A 22,907-nucleotide genomic window follows, 5' to 3' on the forward strand; every position below is an offset into this window, starting at 1 on the left:
GTCATATCAACTTGTCCGAGTGCCTTAAAGACCTAGCATTCGCTAGGTCTTTTTTATTTGGACAAAAATAAAAATATATTGAGACATATGATATGAGCATAAAGCTTACCCTAAATGAGAATGCAAATTTTGGTGTTCCCATTAAAATTTATACCTCTGATATTGATCAAGAGAGTATCGATCAACTCCATAAAATGTCACAACTACAGTTTATTCATTCACACATTGCTGTGATGCCAGATGTGCATCTCGGTAAAGGTGCAACTGTAGGCAGTGTCGTTGCAACAAAAAATGCAATTATTCCTGCTACTGTAGGCGTCGATATTGGCTGTGGCATGAATGCATTACGATTAAACTTAAAAGCAAGTCAATTACCAGACAATTTAAGTACACTTCGTAATGCAATTGAACGTAAAGTACCTGTAGGGTTTTCAATGCATAAGCAAATTCGTGCGAAAGCTTCTACATTAACACCTCTAGATAAGCGCTTAAATCAAATCACACTTAAACATCCAGCTTTAAAAAGAATGTTACGACACTTTGACAGTACATGGATGAAACAACTCGGAACCCTCGGTGGCGGCAATCACTTTATTGAACTATGCATAGATGAAAATCAAGATGTATGGATTATGCTTCACTCAGGCAGTCGAGGTTTAGGCAATGTGATTGGAACCTATTTTATCGAGCATGCGAAAAAAGAGGCACAACATCGATTTGGTCATGTTCCCGACAAAGATTTGTCTTACTTTGCTGAAGGCTCAAATAATTTTAATGATTATGTAGAAGCTGTTGAATGGGCACAAGAATATGCTTATGAAAACCGTCGTGAAATGATGCATTTAATTTTAGAGGCAATTCGCCTACTGCTTCCTAAATTTCAAATGACAAAAGAAGCAATTAACTGTCACCATAATTATGTTCAAAAAGAATATCATTTCGGTGAAGAGGTTTTTGTGACACGTAAAGGTGCAATTCGTGCAGGGCAAGGAGAATATGGCATTATTCCCGGCTCTATGGGAGCAAAATCTTTTATTGTAAAAGGTAAAGGAAACAATGAATCATTTTGTTCATGTTCACATGGTGCAGGGCGAAAAATGAGTCGTAGTAAAGCAAAAAGACAGTTTTCACAATAAGACCTTATTCAACAAACAGAGGGGATAGAATGTAGAAAGGATAAAGACGTCATTGATGAAATTCCATCAGCATACAAAGACATTGATGAGGTTATGGCAAATCAAACAGATTTAATTGAAGTAGTACATACATTAAAACAAGTTATGTGCATTAAAGGATAAAACTTATGAAACTTAAATCATTACCCAAAATAAAGTCACGCAATCATGTAGCACTCTCCCCTTTATTACATAAAGGTGGAATGCATGAGTCTGAAAAACCTAAATCTCAGCATCGTCGAGACCGAAAAGATATGAAAAAACAACTTAGAAATATAGGAATTTAAATACTATGAACACTTTAGGAGCAAAAAACCTGACGAAACCGTCAGGTTTTTTTTATTCTTAATACTTTAGATTAAAAATTATTGTGGAATACGTAATACTTGGCCCGGAAAAATTGAGTTTACATCTTTCAGTAAAGGCTGATTTGCTTCAAAAATTTTATTGTATTGGTTCGCATCACCATATACTTCTTTCGAAATTTTAGAAAGGGTATCACCAGACTGTACCGTATAAAACTGGCTTTCAGGTTGATCTGCATCTTCTGCTGTTTCTGCAACAGTCATTTGATCATCAACTTGAGCAACATGTTGTACATTACCAGCAGCTAGAATAATTTTTTCTTTGTCTGCTTGGCTTGCTGCTTGTCCATGAATAACAGCAGTATCTGTGTCGCTGTTATAATTTACAGATAATCCTGTAATTGCTAAACCCAAACTTTGAATATGTGCTAAAAGTTGGTTTGCAATTTCTTGTGCTGTTGGTTCAGAAGTTTGTGTTTGTTCTGGTTGCTCTGATTGACCTTCAAGTTTTTTTCCAATACCTTTTACAAAATCAAATAAGCCCATTGTTATCTCCTGATTAAATTGTGTAGTTATATTTTCGCTTTAGTATTTTTAATATAACAAAAATTTGCTTCTTTTATTTTACAAACATCAACAATACGTAAAAATATGTAACTCATATAAATAAAAAAATGGCTCATTTAGAGCCATTTTATGCGTAATAAAAACTACTTATTACTATTATTGTGCTTTTGGTTGAGCAAGAACTGTACGGCTACCAGTGATTGTAGCGAATACACGACGGTTCATTGCACGACCTTCTTTAGTGCTGTTGTCAGCAATTGGTTGATCCCATGCAAAACCTTGAGTAGTTAAGCGAGATGCATCAATGTTGTACTGATTAACAAGTGCAGCTTTCACAGAGTTAGCACGCGCTAAAGATAAACGTTCGTTTAACTTACGAGGACCAGTGTTATCTGTGTGACCATCAATACGTGCAGTTGCATTTGGATACTGATTTAACGCATCAGCAACTTTTGCAATTTCAGGACGGTACTGTGGTTTGATGTTTGATTTGTTTGTATCAAAGAACACACGAAGTTCCATGTTCAAGTCTTCAGTCAACTCTTGTGGTTGAGGCTGAGGTTGTTGAACAACTGGCGCTGGAGCAGGTGCTGGAGCAGGTGGAACTGGTTGAACGTCTACAACTGGTGCAGCAGGTTTCAAGTGACCACCAATAACAACGTTTAGACCAGCAAGTGCTGTGTAGTTCCAAAAATCAGCATTGATATTATATGTTGCACGCGCTTCTGTACGAAGAGACAGTGCATCATTTAAACGCCAGAAAACACCAGTACCTACGTTAACTAAACCACCTTCACGGTTTTGGTAAGACGTACGTGGAACACCATCAAAATCATACTTGTAGTAACCACCACCTAATAGTACGTATGGCTTGATTTTGCTATCGTAGTTTTTAGTGATTAAATCAGAAGTTGCGTAGAAGTTACCGTTGATTTGACGTTGTTTGTATTGAGCGCCTTGTTGAGCACCTTTTACATCGCCTTTAACTTGTAAGTATTCAGCTTCAAAACCTAACCATGGTGTTAATTCAGCACCTAATGCTGCACCAACTGCCATATCGTCTTGTAACTCAGGACCTTTAGTTAAGTGTTGTGCACTATCATTTACATTTTGTGTACCATTATTATGAGCACTGTCTTGGAAAGTGTAACCTAATAGTAATGGAGTTACTGTTACGCCTGCATTAGCAACTACAAAAGGAGAAGCTGCAAGCACTGTAGCAAGAGCAATACGACTCAATTTCATGGATATCCTCCAGAGATAACAATTGTTTTTTTTAAGCTCAGCCTAAAGTTTTTGTTTAATTTTACTGAGATATTTTTTACCTCAGTAGTTTTTAACTAATGAACAGATATAATACAAGAGCTTCTTATAAAATTAAACTTTTAATAACAATAATATAAAAAGTTAAAAAAATGCTCTTGGCTTTATACACAGTTAATACAAACCTATGTTTTTAAACATATATATCATTTTTCTCATTATTTAATATACTTTTCTCACTGCATTATACACTGTAAATATAGCAGATGTAGAAATTTTATTTCAAAATAATGACGCAAAAAGGATATTTGAATAGATCATAAGTTATTCAATACTTGTATCTGGTGGTACTTCCGTTATACGCCCACCTCTAGCTAAAAATGCTGCAACTTCATCCTCTAATGCTGAACGCTGCTTCTGTTTAGCAGTTACAGTTAAGCTTTCTGCTTCTTCAACATCTGCTGAATGTTGACTTGTTTCAGCACTTGGTTCACTTGCACCTTTTTCTGCTGCTTTTGCTTCATCATCATCTACAACTGAATCTTCTGATTCATCATAATCATTTGAGTCGACCATGATAACTCCCATCTTCCACTGTCTCATTGATATATCTCACTGTTTCAGTGAGATATATGGAATTTAGCAATCTTCACAAAAATAGCAAGACTCCAATTTGTATCTTTTACAGTTTTTTAGTACAAATAGTCTTATTCTTATTTTGCATATCTCGTATTTTTCAAAGATCCCAAGCCACTTGCTTTATGCATAAAAAAACCTTTTAGCTTAGCATTGCTCATTGCAATTTTATGTCCAAAACTTCTCGCCCAAATTAGTGGATACAACTGAGAAGATTCCAACCAACCTAAAATAGACATGCTATGCATCATTGCTTCATTCTGATGACGGCGTAAATATTCATATCTTCTTAATGTCTGAATATTTGCCCATATCCCTCGCTTCATATCTCTTAATAAAACATCGCATAATACAGCAGCATCTAAACAACCTATATTTACACCTTGACCTGCAAGAGGATGAATTACATGTGCAGCATCACCAACTAAAGCCAACCCTTCAATTGCATATTTTTCAGCAGAGCGTGCTTTTAATGGAAAACAAGATCTATTTTTTGCAACCTTCACACCACCTAACATATGTAGACTTTCTTTTGTTAATCTATCTGCAAATGCTATTTCATCTAATGCCATATACTCATTACATATATGTGTCGGTAAAGTCCAAACAATCGATTGCCAATATCCCTCTTCTTCTGAAATAGAGCTTTTTATTGGCAAATATGCAAGCGGCCCTGTTGGTAGAAAAATTTGTCGAGCTACATGATGATTTCTTTGGTTAGTTTGGATTGCACAGCCTATTGCAGACTGCTTATAGTCTAAAACTTTCACCCCAATGAAAGCTTCTTGACGTACAAAGGAGTTTGCACCATCTGCACCAATAACCAGTTTTGTATTTAAATGCTCACCATTAGCAAGTGTAATCGACCAGCCATCTATACGCTGCTCTAAGCGCTTCACACGAATATCTGTTCGGTAGTTTGCTACTTTTTCTAACATGGTCTTTTGCATAGCCAAATTTAGAATACTAGGTTCAACCATAACACCTAGCCAATTAGCATCAGGAGGTCTATTTATACTTTCATGACCAAAGTAAATATCTCCACAACCACTTTTATTCCAAACATGCATTGCTGTATAAGGTTCATATCTCTCAATATTTTTCCAAACACCTGCAATCTGCAATAAATGAATTGTTGCTTGGCTTAAAGCAAGCACTCTAGAATTCATCTTTTCTAGAACTTGCGCTGAATCAAGCAAAGGGGCCGCATCTAACACAACAACATCGATATTTTCTTTTGCAAGCAATAAAGCAGTTAATCCACCAACTAAACCACCACCCACAATAACAACATCATACTTTTCCTGATAAATCATGCTTTCAATCCCATCGCATAGTTCGCAACCATTGGTTTAATGCCTGGTACAATATCAAAAGCCAAGAGACCTGTATTTCTCATTAGTTTTAGAAGCGGGTTCTTATTACTAAATCCTCTAACAATACCATCACAAAATTTAATAACACGCTTTTGGTCAACTAATCTTGCTTGTTCATATTGTTTTAAAAGTGTAGGACTACCAATATCATCCGATGTTTTAATATGATTAGATAAAAATCTTACCAATACTTCTGCATCTCTTAAACATAAATTAAATCCCTGTCCTGCAACAGGGTGAATGGTGTGTGCAGCATTTCCCATAAGCACAACACGACCACTCGCCTGTTTGTGTGAAAGCACCTGGGACAATGGATAACAAAACCGCTTACCCGTTTTTTCAAATTTTCCAGCTCGCCCACCATAGGTCTGCTGTAGTGCATCTAAAAACTTCTGATCATTTTCAGCACCCAACCATTGCTGTTCTGTGCCTTTTTTTACAGGCCACACAACCGAACGGCGATTTTCTCCTGGTAGAGGGAGTAGTGCTAAAGGACCTAAAGTACTAAATCTTTCAAAACCAACATGCTCATGGGGTTTAGATGTTTGTACAGTTGTAACTATTGCGACTTGTTCATAGTCATGAATATCTGCATCAATGCCTAATGCTTGACGGCAAAAAGAGTCCCGACCATCTGCTGCGATAACTAGCTTAGAAACAACTTTAATTTTTTTATTATCTCTAAGTGCATCAATAGTCACTTGCGCATTATCTTGTGTCAGCGCAGTCACTTGAACCCCATCAATAAGTTCAATTTGGCTATTACTTTTTACTTGTGTCAAAAGTACACGCCCTAGCCATGCATTTTCAATTACCTGCCCAAAGTTTTCAACATTCTCTTGTTCAGCTAACAAGCGTGCCTTACCAAATCCGCCTTCTTCCGTAATATGTACTTGTCGAATAGGTGTTGCATGTTGCTGTAAACTTTCCCACAAGCCTAACTTACTGTAAATTTGAACACTACGTCGTGACAATGCACTATTTCGTGCATCAAAACTTGAATGATATTCCTGTAACTCAGAATCTGAAATATCAGGATATCTAATCGCTTCTAAAAGTTTCACACGAATATTTGCTTTCGCTAACATCAATGAGAGGCTTAGACCCACCATCCCACCACCAACAATTACAACCTGTGGCATTATTATTTCCTATTTAGTGGAATTAGATTTCATTAATTCTTCAATATCATCAATTTCTTTCACAACATTGGCTGTTAAAACCTCGGGCCCTTCAGACGTCACCACAACATCATCTTCAATTCGAATACCAATACCACGCCACTTTTTAGGAACAGTTGTATCTTGCGGAGAAATATAAATACCTGGCTCAATCGTTACGACCATACCTGCTTCATAACAGCGAGGACCTTCTTTTGTTTTATAGCCTCCAACATCATGCACATCTAAACCAAGCCAATGTCCTGTACCATGCATATAAAATTGTCGATAAGCTTCATCAGCAATTAAATCATCTAAATTTCCTTGCAATAAACCAAGCTCCAATAAGCCTTGAGTAAGTATTCTTACAACAATATCATGTGGTTTTCGATATGAATTACCAATACGTACCGCATCAATGGCTGCTAGTTGCGCATCTAAAACTAACTGATAAATTATTCGCTGCTCTTTGGAAAATACGCCATTTACGGGAAATGTCCGTGTAATATCAGATGCATAATACTCATATTCACAACCAGCATCTATTAAAACAAGGTGTCCATCTTCTATTTTTTTATTGTTTTCTACATAGTGTAAAATGCAACCATTTTCACCACCACCAACAATACTACCATATGCAGGAACACAGCCATGTTTACCAAACACATAGTTTAGCTCTGCTTCTAGCTCATACTCCATTATGCCAATACGTGCACTTTTCATTGCTTTCGTATGTGCAATCGCACTAATTTCAGCAGCCCGTTTCATTAATCCAATTTCTTTATCAGATTTAATCAAACGCATAGCATCTATAATTGGGTCTAGTTGTAATAAGCTCAGTTCTAAATGATGCTGTTGGATAATACTCGTAATACGTATATCAAAATCCGCATCATGGCCTATTCGAAAATAAACTTTATGCACATCTGAAAGTAGCTCTACCACCACCTCTTCATCGAAATCATCTATAGCATATGAAGTATCTGCATGATATGAAGATTTTGCACCTTCTAACCCTTCACGATAACCATGCCATATTTCTAACTCAGGATCACGTTCACGACAAAAAAGAGTGTATTCATACTCATCAGCATCATCAAAAGTTTGAATAACAGCGATTGCCTCAGGTTCAGGAAAACCTGTTAAATAATAAAAACTACTGTCTGCACGATATTTATAATCTACATCACTATTACGATAGCTCACCGCATTTGTTGCAATAATAGCAATGCTATGTGCACCCATTTTACGTGCCAGCTCTAAACGTCGTACTGCAAAATCAGCTTGGGTAAGTTTCAACATACCTACTCCTTTTTAAGTTTTATATTATCTAACAGATGCTTTTTTAACTTGGACGATGTGGTGTAAACATTTCAACCACATTGTTCGATTCTGGTGTATCACCTACCGGTTGAATACGCTCATGTACATGCTTGAGTAAAGAGCTTTCATCAACAGCAATCTTTTTACGCCCCATAGATAGACTAACAGGAATCAAGCGCACAAATTCAAATAGCTCTTGATAGCCTTCTTCACCCTCTTCGTCATCATCTTCATCTTCAAACTCAACGGCCGCAACATCTTGTAAATGACCGATAAGCTCTCTTTCATCTGTACGAATATGTCCAGAAGCTAAGCCAAAACCGAGTACAACTCCTGCACACCAGTCTGCCAATGCCTGTACTCGGTCTCTTAAAACGTGCTGATCATCTGGCAACATTGGCAAATAATCCAAATCATCTTCTGAAAGTGCATGTGCGACATCTTCAGTTTCATCGGTTAAAGTAGCTAAGCTATCATCATTCAGTTCAGGCACATTGAGAGTGGATAAAATAAGTGTCCATTCTTCGCGTGTTGGTGGCTGTGTCACACAAACAATACCAGTAAGTAACCCATGTAACTCACTTGGGCTTGAAATTTCTTCAATATTTGAAAAGTGGCGATCCCATTCAGACCAACCTGTAATATCATCTTGCATTCGTTTTTCCAATGTCTATACTGCGTATATCTTACCTTTGTTTGCAATACTGTGCGACCACGTTATGTTAGAAGAATTAAAGCGACTTCAAACGCATATTGCTAATTTTCAAGAGCGTTTGAAAAATCTTGAGGGTGAAAACACCTCTTTGCATCAGCAAAAAAAAGAAATGGAGAAACACCATGATGAACAAACAACTCAACAAACAACAACACTGCGTAGTAAACAAGATAAAATTGATACGCTAACCAATAATCTAAATACTTTACAGGATCAATATAACGCACTCAATCAAGATGCGAAAACATTGGCTGAACGTTATAGTCGTTTAGAGAAGGGCTGTACAGATTTAAAAAGTAGATTTCAAGAAATTCTTGCCGAACGCAATGAGTTACGTGTGCTTAAAGAAAAATTACAGCATGAACAAACCAGTGCCAAGCAAGAAATTACAGCATTAAAAGAAGAGCGTGTACAACTCATTGAAAAAAATGAGCATGCGAAACTAAAAGTAGAAGCCATTATTGAACGTTTGGCTATTCTTGGTACTGATGAAGACCAAAACACACAAGAAATTCAAAAACTTGCTCATCCATCTAAACATAATGAGGAAGCATCATGAGCAACACATCTATCGTTGTTGAACTCCGTATTATTGAGCAAATTTTTCGCCTATCAACTACAGAGGAAGAAAGAGGTGATTTAGAAAAAGCTGCTGATATTTTAAATCAACGCTTTCAAGAATTTCGTGCCAAAGCGCCTCGCATTGAACATAATAAATTAGTAGTTATGGTTGCTTTAGAGCTCATGCAAGAAGTTCTCTCTTTAAATAAATCCTTACAGCAATATGAACAATGTGAATATTTATTAAAGACGCTACTTGAAAGTATCGAACAAGAAACGACATAAAAGTTCCTTTCCAATAAGTGCATAAATCATCACCAAGTGAAAAGGAACTTAACACAACACTACCTGAAACAGTATGCATCTTGGGCGTTTTTCGTTATAATATTAGCTACTCTGAGGTGTTCGCCAGCAGGTCAGATTCCCCTGAGCCAATACTAACACTTTAGGATTGCGTTCTGCATATTTAGAGTGTATGCCCATCTTGAATGGGAAACCCAGCAAGTATGCGTCGCGTCCACCTTGAACTTTATGGTTCAAGGGCTACGACTTGCAGCGGCATCTTGGAGCTTATTCCACATCTTTATTGCTTGTGATGTTTCTTGAACATCATGCACACGCACAATACTTGCACCTTGTTGTATTGAAAATAAATGCCCCACAACACTTCCAATAATACGGTCAGATGCATTTTCACATTCTGTTACCGCACCTATAAACCTTTTACGTGATAAACCCGATAAAATTGGATAACCCAACTCATGTAGCCGATATAAGTTATTTAATAAAATAATATTGTGATTTATATCCTTTGCAAAACCAAACCCAGGATCAACAATAATATTTTCATTACGCACTCCCATATCTTTTGCATTCTTAATTTTTAATTCAAGCTCATACATTACATCACTTACAACATCATCATATTGTGCAAGTTGATTCATTATTGTGGGCTCACCCCGCATATGCATAAGTACAATGGGAATATCAAGTTCTACTGCCATTTCTAAAGCAAATGGACGACTTAGTGCTCGCACATCATTCCAGATATGTGCCCCTGCTTCTACTGCCTGCTTAATGATCTCAGGCTCACTAGTATCTATCGATAAAATAACATCATATTTAGCAAGCGCCTTAACAACAGGAATAACACGCTCCAACTCTCCCTGTACACCAACATAGGATGCTCCAGGTCTTGTAGACTCCCCACCAATATCTATAATTCTTGCACCTTGAGCTATCATTTCTTGAGCTTTAAAAATAGCCGAATCGATATGGGTATACTGCCCTCCATCACTAAAAGAATCAGGTGTTACATTAAGTATCCCCATAACCTGAGGAGTAGATAAATCTATAACATGACTCTTACAAATGATTTGCTTTTTTGGCAAAGATGTTAATTGCATAATTCTCTCAATATCTAATAAAAAAGAGCCACCGAAGTGACTCTTATTTTTTAATTCATCGCAGGTAATGGAGGTGGAGATGATGGACCATCTTTAGGTAATTCATCTGATACTGGATTCTCAGCAACATAGACCTTTGGTGGTCTTGGCTCTTTACCTTCCATAATATCTAATACCTGATCTCGATCGATCGTTTCCCAATCCATCAGTGCTTTAACCATGACATGAGCTTTATCTTTATTTTGCTCAAGAATATCCCATGCCACTTTATATTGCTCATCTAGAATACGACGGACTTCTGCATCAACTTGTTGTTGAGTTGCTTCAGAAATCGTACGGCTACCAATACTTCCTAAGAAAGATTGCTGACTGTCATCCTCATAGACCATCACGCCCATTTTATCTGACATGCCATACTTAGTTACCATTGAACGTGCCATTTTTGTTGCTCGTTCAAAGTCATTTGATGCACCAGTCGACTGCTGATTAATAAATATTTCTTCAGCAATACGACCACCAAACAAAATAGATAATTCGTTTAGCATCTTATCTTTATAATGACTAATTTGATCCTGTTCAGGTAATTGCCAAGTCACACCAAGTGCCCAACCACGTGGCATAATTGTTACTTTATGCACAGGATCTGTACCTGGTAAAATTTCTGCAACAATGGCATGTCCTGCTTCATGGTAAGCCGTTGCTCTACGCTCTTCATCACGAAGAATCATAGATTTACGCTCAGGTCCCATATAAATCTTGTCTTTAGCATCTTCAAAGTCATGCATATCTACCGTATTTTTATTACGGCGTGCTGCAAATAAAGCTGCTTCATTCACAAGGTTTGCAAGCTGTGCGCCTGAGAAACCTGGCGTACCACGTGCTAAAACTTTTACATCTACACTTGTTACAGATGGCAATTTTTTCAAATGCACATTTAAAATTTGCTCACGACCATTAATATCTGGTAAGCCCACCATCACTTGGCGGTCAAAACGGCCAGGACGAAGTAATGCTTTATCTAAAACATCTGCACGGTTGGTTGCAGCAATAACAATAATACCCTCATTGCCTTCAAAACCATCCATTTCAACAAGCATTTGGTTTAAGGTTTGTTCACGCTCATCGTGCCCACCACCTGTACCAGAACCACGATGACGACCAACTGCATCAATTTCATCAATAAAAATGATACAAGGTGCATGTCGTTTTGCCTGTTCAAACATATCTCTTACACGAGAAGCACCTACACCAACAAACATTTCAACAAAATCAGAACCTGAAATACTGAAAAATGGTACTTTAGCTTCACCTGCAATCGCTTTTGCAAGTAATGTTTTACCTGTTCCCGGTGGTCCAACCATCAATACCCCTTTAGGGATTGATGCACCAAGACGTTTGAATTTTGCTGGATCTTTCAAGAAGTCAACTATTTCAACAACTTCTTGTTTTGCTTCATCACAGCCTGCAACGTCTTTAAAGTTTACTTTGATTTGATCTTCTGCAAGCATTTTTGCTTTTGATTTACCAAAGCTCATTGGGCCACTTTTACCACCAGCACCACCGCCCATGTTACGCATAAAGAACATGAACAATAAGATGATTAAAAGCACTGGGAAACTTGCGATGAGTAATTGCATCAAAACGCCTTGACGTTGAGGAGCTGTACCTTCAACGACAACACTGTTTTTAATTAGACTCGGCATAAGCTCAGGATCTTGTACCGCAGGGCGAATACTTTCAAAACCTGAACCATTCTTTTTCTCGCCAGTAATTTTTTCGCCATCGATGGTGACTTGCTTAATTTGGCCTGCATTTACCGCAGCAACAAACTCTGAATAGTTCATTTGCGATGGTTTATTGTGATCACTGATGTTGCTGAATATTAAAATCAGCACTCCGAGTATCACTAGCCATAACACTGCGTTTTTGAAGAGATCGCTCAAAGCTTTATTCCCATATCATCAATCTAATTTGAACCTACTTCATTTAAAGAAAGTAAGCTCTTTTCACGAAAGTGAGTGACAACACTCAATACCTAATACTGTAAACATGCACAATTTTTACGAACTTGGCAAGTCTAACGTGCTTTACGCTGCTGTCCAATAAGAAAAACTTCTTTTGAACGTGCTCGCGATGCAGCAGGTTTTACAGTTTTTAAAACATTAAATGTATCGACAACCTGTTTTCTAAACTCATCAAACCCTGAACCTTGGAAAACTTTAACAACAAATTGTCCGTTAGGCCCAAGAACTTTTTGTGCAAAATCTAAAGCAAGTTCACACAAATAAATCTGACGAGGTTGATCAACAGCCCTATTACCTGATGTATTGGGGGCCATATCTGAAATTACAATGTCGACTTGTCGTCCATCTAAAATATTTAACAGTTTTTCAAAAACTTCTTCTTCCCTAAAATCACCTTGTAAAAAAGTAACATCAGGCAATGCATCCATTTCTAAAATATCAGATGCAATAACTAAACCTTTAGGGCCAACAAGTTTTCCTGCAATCTGCGACCAACTTCCTGGTGCAGCTCCCAAGTCAACAACTGTCATTCCTGGTTTAATAAGTTTATATTTTTCTTGAATTTCCAAAAGCTTATAAGCTGCACGTGCACGATAGCCTTCTTTTTGCGCCTTTTTCACAAAAGGGTCATCCAAATGCTCTCTCATCCACGCACGACTGCTCTTAGATAGCTTTTGATTGGTAATGCGTGTCGCCATAATCATCAAAATTCATAAAAAATAATCGCTATATTGTACGCAAAAAAAAGGGTTCTTGCAGTATGGAACTACATATATATAAATAAGTTTTTTTTAATCATATTAATCGTTTTTATAAAAGTACATTCTAATACTCATAAAAATTAAAAATACTTGGCATATAAATTTATCTAATATAGAAATCTAAAAGAACTATATCAATACATCTAACCTCATCAATCTAGCATATTTTTTTTATGTGAATCATCTATTTTCATAGAACACATGATTTTTTTGCATTTCTTACACTTTCTCAGATTGGATTTGTTATACTGTGAGGCTTCATTCATATAGGTTTTCCCATGGCATCTTTATCTACCCAAGAAAGTAAACTTCTACGTCAGATTGGACACTCTTTGTCCCCTGTTGTCATTATTGGTGGGCAAGGACTCACTGAAAATGTTATTGAAGAAACACTTCGTGCTTTAAATGACCATGAACTCATTAAAGTAAAAATCGTTGGAGAAGATCGAGAAGTTCGTGCAGAAGTCATTGATCTTATTAGCCAAAAAACGAATGCAGAAGTTGTTCAAAAAATTGGGAAGGTTATTCTACTTTACAAAAAAGCTGAACAACAAAACCAAAAATTGTCTAACTTAGTGCGTTATGCACATTTAGCAAAATAACTTATAAATAAGGCTTCTATGGCAAGTTACGAGTTACAGCCGTTCAAAAGATTTGATGCTATTCATCTTGTATCTGCAATTGAACAACAAAATACCATCATAAACGTTGGCTTTTGGGTTAGAGACCCAATGCAACTCATTGAATGGCCTGAAAGTACGCAACATAAATTAGCAAGAGCAGATTTTCTTTGGGAAAACAGCTGCTTTGAAATATTTATTGGTGTCAAAAATGAAGACTTTTATAGAGAAATTAACTTATCTCCGTCTGAAAATTGGCAAAGCTACCAGTTTGAAGAGTATCGTTACCCTGAAAATGTTCCTCCAATACTTGCAACAGACATTGAGCTTATTGAGCTAAAACGTACACATTATGGACTAAATGCTGTACTTGATCTGCAATTGTTTCTAACAACGCATCAATTACAGGCGAGTGATATTTATATCGGGCTTGCTGCAATATTTAAAACTGCTCAAGGAACTCAATACTATGCGATTCAGCATAGCAGTCCTGAGCCAGACTTTCACAACAAGCGCGATTGGTTACATGAGTTTTAAAACTCATAACCGTGGTAGCATCCATTATCTATTTGGATGCTCTTTTTTCCAAGTTATCCTGTAACTCTCTTTTAATTTCTTCAATTTGTGCTGTTAAATCTTTCAACTCAATTTTAGCAACTTCCTTTATTTCAATAAAATCATCTTCTGACAAGGTATAATCCTCCCTTACCTTATTTAACCCGAATCACGGATAAGCGAAGCTAAAGAATTATAAAAAAATAGAAGATTGCCTTACTTTATTGAGTTTCTAGACACAAGTAAGCAGACAACCTTCTATGTACGATTATACGGAACTATTTTGCTTGATCGATGACTTTTGTATTCAATTTAAGCCTATTTATTTTGAAGCCTTGAAAGAATCTGGAGTAAGACAACGTTCTCGTCAAGCACTATTAGAGCTATCAGAAGTCATTTTTTTAGCTGTATGGTCACACCTCAGTGGATTTAAAACATTTAAGCAATTCATTGTCTTTATTCAACTTTACCATCGCAAAGCATTTAAATATCTACCTTGCTATGCTCGTATTAATGCACTCATCAATCAATATGCAGATGCCATCATTGCATTCTTTGAAGCGATTCGAGGGAAAGCTAAAAAAGATCACATTCACTTCATGGATTCAACGCCATTACGGGTTTGTAAAAATATGAGAATTTCAAGACATAGAACCTTTAAGGAAAAAGCCAGTCGAGGAAAATCTTCTACGGGATGGTTCTATGGGTTTAAACTACATCTTATGGTCAACCGTGCTTGTGAGATTGTATCTGCTTTAGTGACCACGGGGAAAAGGGCTGATATCCAAGTGGCCTATCCATTATTCAATATGAGTAAATTTCAGGGTAAATTATTTGCAGATCGAGGATATATTTCTAAATTCCATCAGCAATTCTTTGAAAAACAAGGCTGTGAGCTGATTACACGAACAAGATCAAATATGGATGCACCTCCTTTACGTAAAGAAGATGAGCATTATATGTGTCAAAGAAACTTGCTTGAAACAGTGAATGGGCAGCTCAAAGAAAGCTTTGGATTAGAAAACTCTCGTCATCGTTCATGGCGAGGGTATATTGCTCATATTTATGCGACTTTGATTGCTTATCAATGTACTGCGACTAAACCTAAAGTTCAGGACTTATAAATAATTTCTTATCCGTGATTCGGGTTTATTTAAATGGTTCATAATATTTTCTTTCAGATGTTGAAGATTTTTTTTAAGTTCGCTAGCGTGTAGCGTATTATCATCGTGACTTGAATTGTTATTTTGAATAGACATAATAAATATTTCCGTTGATTTGTATTTTTATTCATCATATCACTAGAACTTCATTATAAATACAAACCTTTATAGAGAGTTAGGTGAAGTTTAGTATTTCAACAGATAATAAACCCTCTTTATCTTATAATTTTGCTCAAGATTTCCACTATTACAGAATAAAAATAAAAAAACAAAATTACTTCATTTAAAACAAATGTTTAATTTAAACAAAACACTAGATCAAAAAGTCAAAGATATAGAATCAGTTCAATAATTTACATAGACTTTCTCTACTTATATGCGTACAATACGTTTTTAAGTTACGAGTGAGTCGCCCCGGAGATAGGTAAAATTTACCTATTGAGCGCAGGTTTCCTCGCTTTTTTACAGCTTAAAAATCAGGAGCTTCGACTTGAGCACCCCCGCCATTTTAGCCCTTGCTGATGGAACCATTTTTACTGGTATTTCTATTGGCGCAACGGGATCTACGACTGGAGAAGTCGTTTTCAATACTGCCATGACTGGCTATCAAGAGATATTAACCGATCCAAGTTATGCACAGCAGCTTGTAACGCTTACTTATCCTCATATTGGTAATACAGGCTGTAATGCTGAAGATGTCGAATCTGGCCGCATTCATAAAGTATGGGCAAATGGTCTAATTATTCGAGATCTTCCTCTACTGCATAGCAACTTCAGAGCAGAATTGTCTTTAGAAGACTACCTACAACAACAGAATATTGTTGCTATTGCAGACATTGACACTCGAAAATTAACACGTATTTTACGTGACAAAGGTGCACAAAATGGCTGTATTCTTGCAGGTGAAAATATTACTGCTGAAGAAGCTATTGAAAAAGCACGTGCATTTGGTGGCCTTAACGGCTTAGACCTTGCAAAAGAATGCTGTGACCCTGAAGGTTTTGAATGGACTGAAGGTTCATGGACATTACAAAATGGCTTTACTCAACCTGAAACTAAATTTCATGTTGTGGCATATGACTACGGCGTAAAAACAAACATTTTACGTATGCTTGCAGATCGTGGTTGCAAACTTACTGTTGTTCCTGCGCAAACATCTGCTGAAAAAGTAATTGCACTCAATCCAGATGGTATTTTCCTTTCTAATGGTCCTGGTGACCCTGCTGCATGTGACTATGCCATTGAAGCTGTGAAAACCATTATTGAAACGACTGAAATTCCCGTATTCGGTATTTGTTTAGGTCATCAGTTATTAGCCTTAGCCTCTGGTGCTCAAACAGTTAAAATGAATCATGGTCACCACGGTGCAAACCATCCTGTGAAAAACCTAGAAACTGGAACTGTGATGATTACTTCTCAGAACCACGGTTTCGCAGTAGATGAAAGTACATTACCTTCGAATTTAAAAGCAACACACAAATCTTTATTCGACAGTACATTACAAGGCATTCATCGTACAGATAAACCAGCATTTAGCTTCCAAGGTCACCCTGAAGCAAGTCCTGGCCCACACGACTGTGCCCCATTGTTTGACCACTTCATTGAACTCATTGAAGCATCTAAAAAGTAATTAAGGAGCGAAATAATGCCTAAACGTACGGATATTAAAAGCATCTTAATTATTGGTGCAGGTCCTATTGTCATTGGTCAAGCATGTGAGTTTGACTACTCAGGTGCACAAGCATGTAAAGCACTACGTGAAGAGGGCTACCGAGTTATCTTAGTTAACTCTAACCCTGCAACGATTATGACTGACCCTTCAATGGCAGATGCAACTTACATTGAGCCTATCACTTGGCAAACTGTAGAGCGTATTATTGAAAAAGAACGCCCTGATGCTGTTTTACCAACAATGGGTGGTCAAACTGCGCTGAACTGTGCATTAGATTTAGATAAACACGGTATTTTACACAAATACAATGTTGAACTTATTGGTGCATCAAAAGACGCTATTGAAAAAGCTGAAGATCGTAAACTTTTCGATCAGGCAATGAAAAAAATTGGCTTAGAATGCCCTCGCGCTGCTGTTGCCGAATCTATGCCTGAAGCATTAGAAATTCAATCACGTTTTGGCTTTCCTGTAATCATTCGTCCATCATTTACAATGGGCGGCTCTGGTGGTGGTATTGCATATAACAGAGAAGAATTTTTAGAAATCTGTGAACGTGGTTTCGAACTTTCTCCAACACACCAACTTCTTATCGATGAATCACTCATCGGTTGGAAAGAGTACGAAATGGAAGTTGTGCGTGACAAAAATGATAACTGTATCATTGTCTGCTCAATTGAAAACTTCGATCCAATGGGTGTACATACAGGTGACTCGATTACCGTTGCGCCTGCACAAACTCTTACAGATAAAGAATACCAACTTATGCGTAATGCATCAGTTGCTGTATTACGTGAAATCGGTGTTGAAACAGGTGGTTCAAACGTTCAATTTGGTATTAATCCAAAAGATGGACGTATGGTTGTTATTGAAATGAACCCACGTGTATCACGCTCATCTGCACTCGCATCAAAAGCAACGGGCTTCCCTATTGCTAAAATTGCTGCGAAACTTGCAGTTGGCTATACACTCGATGAACTCAAAAATGATATTACAGGTGGTGTTACTCCTGCCTCATTCGAACCATCGATTGACTATGTTGTAACTAAAATTCCTCGCTTTAACTTTGAGAAATTCCCACAAGCAGAGCCTGTACTTACCACACAAATGAAATCTGTGGGTGAAGTCATGGCTATTGGTCGTAACTTCCAAGAGTCATTACAAAAAGCTCTTCGTGGTCTTGAAGTGGGTGCATGCGGTTTCGACGAAAAAATTGAAGCTACAACACCAAATGCCAAAGAAAAAATCATGCTTGAACTTAAAGTTCCAGGCCCTGAGCGTATTTGGTATGTTGCAGATGCATTCCGTCAAGGTTTCACATTAGATGATATCTTTGAAGCAACCAAAATTGATCGTTGGTTCCTTATTCAAATCGAAGATATTATTAAAACTGAAGACCACATTAAATCACTTGGTTTTGGTGATTTAACTGCTGAAAATATCCGTTCATTCAAACGTAAAGGTCTATCTGATTTACGTATTGCAAACTTAATGGGTATTTCACAAAAACAATTCCGCAAACAGCGTTGGAATTTAGGTATATACCCTGTTTATAAGCGTGTAGATACATGTGCTGCAGAGTTTGAGTCAAGTACAGCGTATATGTACTCAACCTATGACGAAGAGTGCGAAGCAAACCCATCAGATCGTAAAAAGATTATGGTTATTGGTGGTGGGCCAAACCGTATTGGACAAGGTATTGAGTTTGACTACTGCTGTGTACATGCTGCACTTGCAATGCGTGAAGATGGTTACGAAACGATCATGGTTAACTGTAACCCTGAAACTGTTTCAACCGACTACGATACGTCAGATCGCTTATACTTCGAACCAATTACACTTGAAGATGTTTTAGAAATCATTCGTACTGAAAAACCTAAAGGTGTGATTGTACAGTATGGTGGACAAACTCCTCTAAAATTGGCACGTGCACTTGAAGAAGCAGGCACACCAATTATTGGTACATCTCCTGATGCAATTGACCGTGCAGAAGACCGTGAACGTTTCCAGCAAATGATTCAACGTCTACAACTACGCCAGCCAAACAACAGTATTGTAAAATCTGCTGAAGAAGGTATTTCTGAAGCGTCGAAAGTAGGCTATCCATTGGTTGTTCGTCCATCTTATGTACTTGGTGGTCGTGCAATGGAAATTGTATACAATGAAGATGAGCTCAAACGTTACCTTCGTGAAGCTGTTCAAGCATCTAACGAATCCCCAGTACTACTTGACCACTTTTTAAACTCAGCTATTGAGGTTGATGTTGATTGCGTCTCTGATGGTAAAAATGTAGTCATTGGCGGCATTATGCAACACATCGAAGAGGCAGGTATTCACTCAGGTGACTCTGCATGTTCAATTCCACCGTATTCTTTATCTAAAGAAATTCAAGATGAAATGCGTCGTCAAACCATCGCCATGGCAAAAGAGCTTGGTGTAATTGGTCTAATGAACGTACAGTTTGCGGTAAAAGGAAATGATGTTTACGTGCTTGAAGTTAACCCACGTGCATCAAGAACAGTACCTTTTGTTTCTAAATGTATTGGTGAATCTCTTGCAAAAGTTGCTGCACGCTGTATGGCAGGACGCTCTTTAGCTGACCAAAACTTTACTCAAGAAATCATCCCTGAGCGTTTTGCAGTAAAAGAAGCCGTTTTCCCATTTGCTAAATTCCAAGGCGTAGATCCTATGCTTGGGCCTGAGATGAAATCTACAGGTGAAGTTATGGGTGTTGGTGAAACATTTGGTGAAGCATTCTATAAAGCGGTTCTCGGCTCAAATGAACGCCTTCCAGGTTTACCTACAGAAAATGAAACAAAATATGCGTTTTTATCTGTCCGTGAATCTGATAAAAAAGATGTTGTTGCTATTGCAAAACAGTTTGCAGACTATGGCTTTAAACTTGTTGCAACAGGTGGTACACATACAGTCATAACTGAGGCTGGATTTGCATGTGAACGTGTAAATAAAGTCACTGAAGGCCGTCCACATATTGTAGACCGCTTGAAAAATGGCGAAATACACCTTATTGTAAACACAACTGAAGGCAAACAAGCACAATTTGACTCTGCTGCTATTCGCCGTGCTGCACTACAAGGTAAAGTGTATTACACGACGACTATTAGCGGTGCTGAGGCAGTTTGCCAAGCATTTGCCGTAAAATTACCAATGGATGTATACCGTTTGCAAGATTTAACCGTTACTAGTTAATCCGCATTACCGAAAGGTCCCGTCACCTATTCGGTGGCGGGATTTTTTATTTTTCAAACCTGATATTTTTTTATTTTGGAGGGACGACATGCAACGTTACCCTATGACTCCTGAAGGCAAAACTGCGTTAGAAAAAGAGCTACAACAGTTAAAAACTGTTGAACGCCCACGTATTATTCAAGCTATTGCTGAAGCACGTGAACATGGTGATTTAAAAGAGAATGCTGAATATCACGCAGCTCGTGAACAACAAGGCTTTTGTGAAGGACGTATCCAAGATATCGAAGCAAAGCTAGGTGCTTCACAAGTTATTGATGTGGCTGAGTTAGAGAAAAATGGCCGTGTTGTATTTGGTGTGACTGTAACAATTGAAAATTTAGATACAGAGGAACAGAAAACATATAAAATTGTTGGTGATGATGAAGCAGATTTTAAAATTAATAAGATTTCTGTGAACTCACCAATTGCTCGTGGTCTTTTAGGAAAAAGTGAAGGCGATGAAGCTAAAATTACTACACCCCAAGGTGAAGTAGAATATGAAATTGTTAGCGTAAAATATATTTAAAATTTCTTGGGCATTAGTATACTCCTATATTTTAATGCCCGCTACAACCAAAAAACTATAAGCACACAAGTAAATGATTTTAAAGAATAAAATTAAAAGTACAAATTTTAAGTTTATATTAAATTAATTAAATAAATATCACTATACATAAAAATTTATATTTGATATACCAATATATATAAGCTCTATAAAGAGTAATATCAATGAAGTATATAATATATATAATATGTCATTTTTTAATAATTAATCCAACAATAGCAAATACAATTAATATTACAGGAAATATAGTGGAATATTCATGTAATATAAAAACAAATATCTCTACAAATAACTGTTTATTAATAGATAATATAAAACAAAATAGAAGAATAGAAACTAAAAAATTAGCTTCCGAAGAAACTCAAAATAATATTTTGACAGTAACATATTATTAATTGAGAGAAACTAATCCATTTAGTATTAATAAAGTATATCTGTATATTTTTTAATTATACATTGTAATTTCTGGTTAAAATAATTACAATGTGATAAATATCACGCTTTTAGTTTATTATCCCCAAAACCAATTTAGGTCAATAAAATGAAGAAGTCGTTTTTTTTACCATTAATGCTAAGTTTATGTACGACTATTACAACGCATGCTAGCGACGGTAAAATTACTATTACAGGAAAAATATTAGATAATACTTGTAAAATTTCAACTGAAAATATCAGTGTTACTTTGCCAACTATTTCTAAACAAACACTTCAAGCGGCAGGAAGCACAGCAGGTCGTACACCTTTCAAAATTAGTTTGAGTCAATGTCAAAGTGCTGGAAATGTTGCAACATACTTTGAACCAGGTCCAAACGTTGACTATTCAACAGGTCTACTAAATAATGCTAGCACTGATAATCCTGCTACAAATGTTCAAGTACAACTCTTAGGTAGTAATAATCAAGTTATTGATATTCGCGCAACAGATACAACGACAGGCGCTCAAAAAAACTCTCAATGGGTTTCAGTTGAGCAAGGTGGTCAAGCAGATCTGAACTACTATGCAGAGTACTTTTCTAAATTAGGTAGTGTGACAGCAGGTAATGTGTCTACCAGTGTAGAATATACTGTTATATATCAATAATTTAAAATGAAATATATAAATCTTTTATCACCTATCATATTCTTATGTATGTATATGATAAGCATAAATAACCATGCAGAAATTATTCTGCATGGTACCCGAGTTATATTCCCATCTGATAGTACAGAAACAACTTTACAAATTAGTAATGAGGGTAGCAATCCTTCGCTTATTCAAGCTTGGCTTGACAATGGAAATCCAAATAGTGCCCCTGATGAAATTCAATTACCTTTTGTAATTACACCACCTATCGCACGTATTGATCCTGAAAAAAGTCAGACATTACGTATACTTGCTCTACCGAATAGCCATGATTTAAATCAGCAACATGAATCATTATTTTGGCTTAATGTACTTGATATTCCACCCAAACCGACATCTCAATCATCTGAAGATAATAAAAACTTTTTGCAGCTAGCTATTCGTTCACGTATTAAATTTATTTATCGTCCTAGTTCTATCAAAGAGAATTCGGCTAGTGCACCTAGGAGATTAATTTGGCGACATGAAGATAATAAAATAATTATCAAAAATCCAACTCCTTTTTATATTACTATCACATCTATATTTTCTAAAGAAAATAAAAAAATAGATCTTACACCTAAAGGAGTATTAATATCCCCCTACTCTGAATACTCTATAGAAAAACCAGAAAAACAAGTTAATCTACGTTTTATTACCATTAATGATTATGGTAGCCCTTCAGAAGAAGATGTTGTTTTCTGAATATATT

21 protein-coding genes, 1 other RNA gene and 2 pseudogenes are annotated in these 22,907 nt (G+C 36.8%); 13 read left to right on the forward strand and 11 right to left on the reverse strand.

Going from position 1 to position 22,907, the window contains the following annotated elements; all coding sequences use genetic code 11:
* Nucleotides 1-92 precede the first annotated feature (92 nt).
* Both AC1MPL_RS11060 and AC1MPL_RS11065 read left to right on the forward strand, forming a co-directional pair.
* Nucleotides 93-1,298: pseudogene (locus AC1MPL_RS11060) on the forward strand (RtcB family protein).
* A gap of 5 nt (nucleotides 1,299-1,303) precedes the next feature.
* On the forward strand, nucleotides 1,304-1,462 hold the full coding sequence (locus AC1MPL_RS11065; protein ID WP_237410378.1) for a hypothetical protein: 159 nt from the start codon (nucleotides 1,304-1,306) through the stop codon (nucleotides 1,460-1,462).
* A gap of 78 nt (nucleotides 1,463-1,540) precedes the next feature.
* On the opposite strand, the gene lysM is transcribed toward AC1MPL_RS11065, so the two are convergent.
* The 7 genes from lysM to AC1MPL_RS11100 form a co-directional block, all read right to left on the reverse strand.
* Nucleotides 1,541-2,026, reverse strand: coding sequence for a peptidoglycan-binding protein LysM (lysM, locus tag AC1MPL_RS11070; RefSeq protein ID WP_479766003.1), 486 nt, complete (start codon nucleotides 2,024-2,026; stop codon nucleotides 1,541-1,543).
* A 177-nt stretch (nucleotides 2,027-2,203) separates the two neighbouring features.
* Nucleotides 2,204-3,292 carry an outer membrane protein Omp38 gene (gene omp38, locus AC1MPL_RS11075; protein ID WP_479766005.1) on the reverse strand — a complete coding sequence of 363 codons (1,089 nt, stop codon included), beginning with the start codon at nucleotides 3,290-3,292 and terminating at the stop codon, nucleotides 2,204-2,206.
* A 342-nt stretch (nucleotides 3,293-3,634) separates the two neighbouring features.
* On the reverse strand, nucleotides 3,635-3,886 hold the full coding sequence (locus AC1MPL_RS11080; protein WP_479766006.1) for a hypothetical protein: 252 nt from the start codon (nucleotides 3,884-3,886) through the stop codon (nucleotides 3,635-3,637).
* 137 nt (nucleotides 3,887-4,023) lie between these two features.
* The gene (locus AC1MPL_RS11085) at nucleotides 4,024-5,262 is read right to left on the reverse strand and encodes an FAD-dependent monooxygenase (protein WP_479766007.1); all 1,239 of its coding nucleotides are present in this window, start codon (nucleotides 5,260-5,262) and stop codon (nucleotides 4,024-4,026) included.
* Entirely contained in the window at nucleotides 5,259-6,467 is a 1,209-nt protein-coding gene (gene ubiH, locus AC1MPL_RS11090; RefSeq protein ID WP_479766226.1) for a 2-octaprenyl-6-methoxyphenyl hydroxylase, read from the reverse strand. Before ubiH ends, AC1MPL_RS11085 begins: the two co-directional genes overlap by 4 nt.
* A gap of 6 nt (nucleotides 6,468-6,473) precedes the next feature.
* On the reverse strand, nucleotides 6,474-7,781 hold the full coding sequence (locus AC1MPL_RS11095) for an aminopeptidase P N-terminal domain-containing protein (RefSeq protein ID WP_479766227.1): 1,308 nt from the start codon (nucleotides 7,779-7,781) through the stop codon (nucleotides 6,474-6,476).
* Nucleotides 7,782-7,827: 46 nt separating this feature from the next.
* On the reverse strand, nucleotides 7,828-8,460 hold the full coding sequence (locus AC1MPL_RS11100) for a UPF0149 family protein (protein WP_479766008.1): 633 nt from the start codon (nucleotides 8,458-8,460) through the stop codon (nucleotides 7,828-7,830).
* 64 nt (nucleotides 8,461-8,524) lie between these two features.
* On the opposite strand from AC1MPL_RS11100, the gene AC1MPL_RS11105 reads away from it, so the two are divergent.
* From AC1MPL_RS11105 to ssrS, 3 genes are all read left to right on the forward strand, one after another.
* On the forward strand, nucleotides 8,525-9,079 hold the full coding sequence (locus AC1MPL_RS11105) for a hypothetical protein (RefSeq protein ID WP_479766009.1): 555 nt from the start codon (nucleotides 8,525-8,527) through the stop codon (nucleotides 9,077-9,079).
* On the forward strand, nucleotides 9,076-9,366 hold the full coding sequence (locus tag AC1MPL_RS11110) for a cell division protein ZapA (protein WP_479766010.1): 291 nt from the start codon (nucleotides 9,076-9,078) through the stop codon (nucleotides 9,364-9,366). Before AC1MPL_RS11105 ends, AC1MPL_RS11110 begins: the two co-directional genes overlap by 4 nt.
* Before the next feature lie 105 nt (nucleotides 9,367-9,471).
* A non-coding RNA gene (gene ssrS, locus AC1MPL_RS11115) (6S RNA) lies at nucleotides 9,472-9,655 on the forward strand.
* Here ssrS and folP read toward each other — a convergent pair.
* The 3 genes and pseudogenes from folP to rlmE form a co-directional block, all read right to left on the reverse strand.
* Nucleotides 9,645-10,487: pseudogene (gene folP, locus AC1MPL_RS11120) on the reverse strand (dihydropteroate synthase); the annotation flags it as partial. The gene ssrS and the pseudogene folP sit on opposite strands and share 11 nt — an antisense overlap.
* 50 nt (nucleotides 10,488-10,537) lie before the next feature.
* Nucleotides 10,538-12,430, reverse strand: coding sequence for an ATP-dependent zinc metalloprotease FtsH (ftsH, locus tag AC1MPL_RS11125; protein ID WP_479766011.1), 1,893 nt, complete (start codon nucleotides 12,428-12,430; stop codon nucleotides 10,538-10,540).
* A gap of 134 nt (nucleotides 12,431-12,564) precedes the next feature.
* Nucleotides 12,565-13,209, reverse strand: coding sequence for a 23S rRNA (uridine(2552)-2'-O)-methyltransferase RlmE (gene rlmE / locus AC1MPL_RS11130; RefSeq protein ID WP_479766229.1), 645 nt, complete (start codon nucleotides 13,207-13,209; stop codon nucleotides 12,565-12,567).
* 341 nt (nucleotides 13,210-13,550) lie between these two features.
* Here rlmE and yhbY point away from each other — a divergent pair, with 341 nt between their 5' ends.
* Complete coding sequence (gene yhbY, locus AC1MPL_RS11135) at nucleotides 13,551-13,874, forward strand: ribosome assembly RNA-binding protein YhbY (RefSeq protein WP_479766012.1); 324 nt, start codon at nucleotides 13,551-13,553, stop codon at nucleotides 13,872-13,874.
* A gap of 18 nt (nucleotides 13,875-13,892) precedes the next feature.
* Nucleotides 13,893-14,429, forward strand: a complete 537-nt coding sequence (locus tag AC1MPL_RS11140) for a DOMON-like domain-containing protein (protein ID WP_479766013.1) — start codon at nucleotides 13,893-13,895, stop codon at nucleotides 14,427-14,429.
* A gap of 28 nt (nucleotides 14,430-14,457) precedes the next feature.
* On the opposite strand, the gene AC1MPL_RS11145 is transcribed toward AC1MPL_RS11140, so the two are convergent.
* The gene (locus tag AC1MPL_RS11145) at nucleotides 14,458-14,583 is read right to left on the reverse strand and encodes a hypothetical protein (RefSeq protein WP_479766014.1); all 126 of its coding nucleotides are present in this window, start codon (nucleotides 14,581-14,583) and stop codon (nucleotides 14,458-14,460) included.
* 124 nt (nucleotides 14,584-14,707) lie between these two features.
* On the opposite strand from AC1MPL_RS11145, the gene AC1MPL_RS11150 reads away from it, so the two are divergent.
* The 6 genes from AC1MPL_RS11150 (at nucleotide 14,708) to AC1MPL_RS11175 (ending at nucleotide 22,900) form a co-directional block, all read left to right on the forward strand.
* Nucleotides 14,708-15,571, forward strand: a complete 864-nt coding sequence (locus AC1MPL_RS11150; RefSeq protein WP_479764820.1) for an IS982 family transposase — start codon at nucleotides 14,708-14,710, stop codon at nucleotides 15,569-15,571.
* A gap of 529 nt (nucleotides 15,572-16,100) precedes the next feature.
* The gene (carA, locus tag AC1MPL_RS11155; RefSeq protein WP_479766015.1) at nucleotides 16,101-17,240 is read left to right on the forward strand and encodes a glutamine-hydrolyzing carbamoyl-phosphate synthase small subunit; all 1,140 of its coding nucleotides are present in this window, start codon (nucleotides 16,101-16,103) and stop codon (nucleotides 17,238-17,240) included.
* A 15-nt stretch (nucleotides 17,241-17,255) separates the two neighbouring features.
* Complete coding sequence (carB, locus tag AC1MPL_RS11160; RefSeq protein ID WP_479766016.1) at nucleotides 17,256-20,489, forward strand: carbamoyl-phosphate synthase large subunit; 3,234 nt, start codon at nucleotides 17,256-17,258, stop codon at nucleotides 20,487-20,489.
* An 88-nt stretch (nucleotides 20,490-20,577) separates the two neighbouring features.
* The gene (greA, locus tag AC1MPL_RS11165; RefSeq protein ID WP_479766017.1) at nucleotides 20,578-21,054 is read left to right on the forward strand and encodes a transcription elongation factor GreA; all 477 of its coding nucleotides are present in this window, start codon (nucleotides 20,578-20,580) and stop codon (nucleotides 21,052-21,054) included.
* 580 nt (nucleotides 21,055-21,634) lie between these two features.
* A complete protein-coding gene (locus AC1MPL_RS11170; RefSeq protein WP_479766018.1) occupies nucleotides 21,635-22,174 on the forward strand; it encodes a fimbrial protein in 540 nt (179 codons plus the stop codon).
* A gap of 6 nt (nucleotides 22,175-22,180) precedes the next feature.
* Nucleotides 22,181-22,900 carry a fimbrial biogenesis chaperone gene (locus tag AC1MPL_RS11175; RefSeq protein ID WP_479766019.1) on the forward strand — a complete coding sequence of 240 codons (720 nt, stop codon included), beginning with the start codon at nucleotides 22,181-22,183 and terminating at the stop codon, nucleotides 22,898-22,900.
* The last annotated feature ends 7 nt before the right edge of the window (nucleotides 22,901-22,907 follow it).

This window comes from Acinetobacter sp. N1-1 (genome assembly GCF_056711485.1).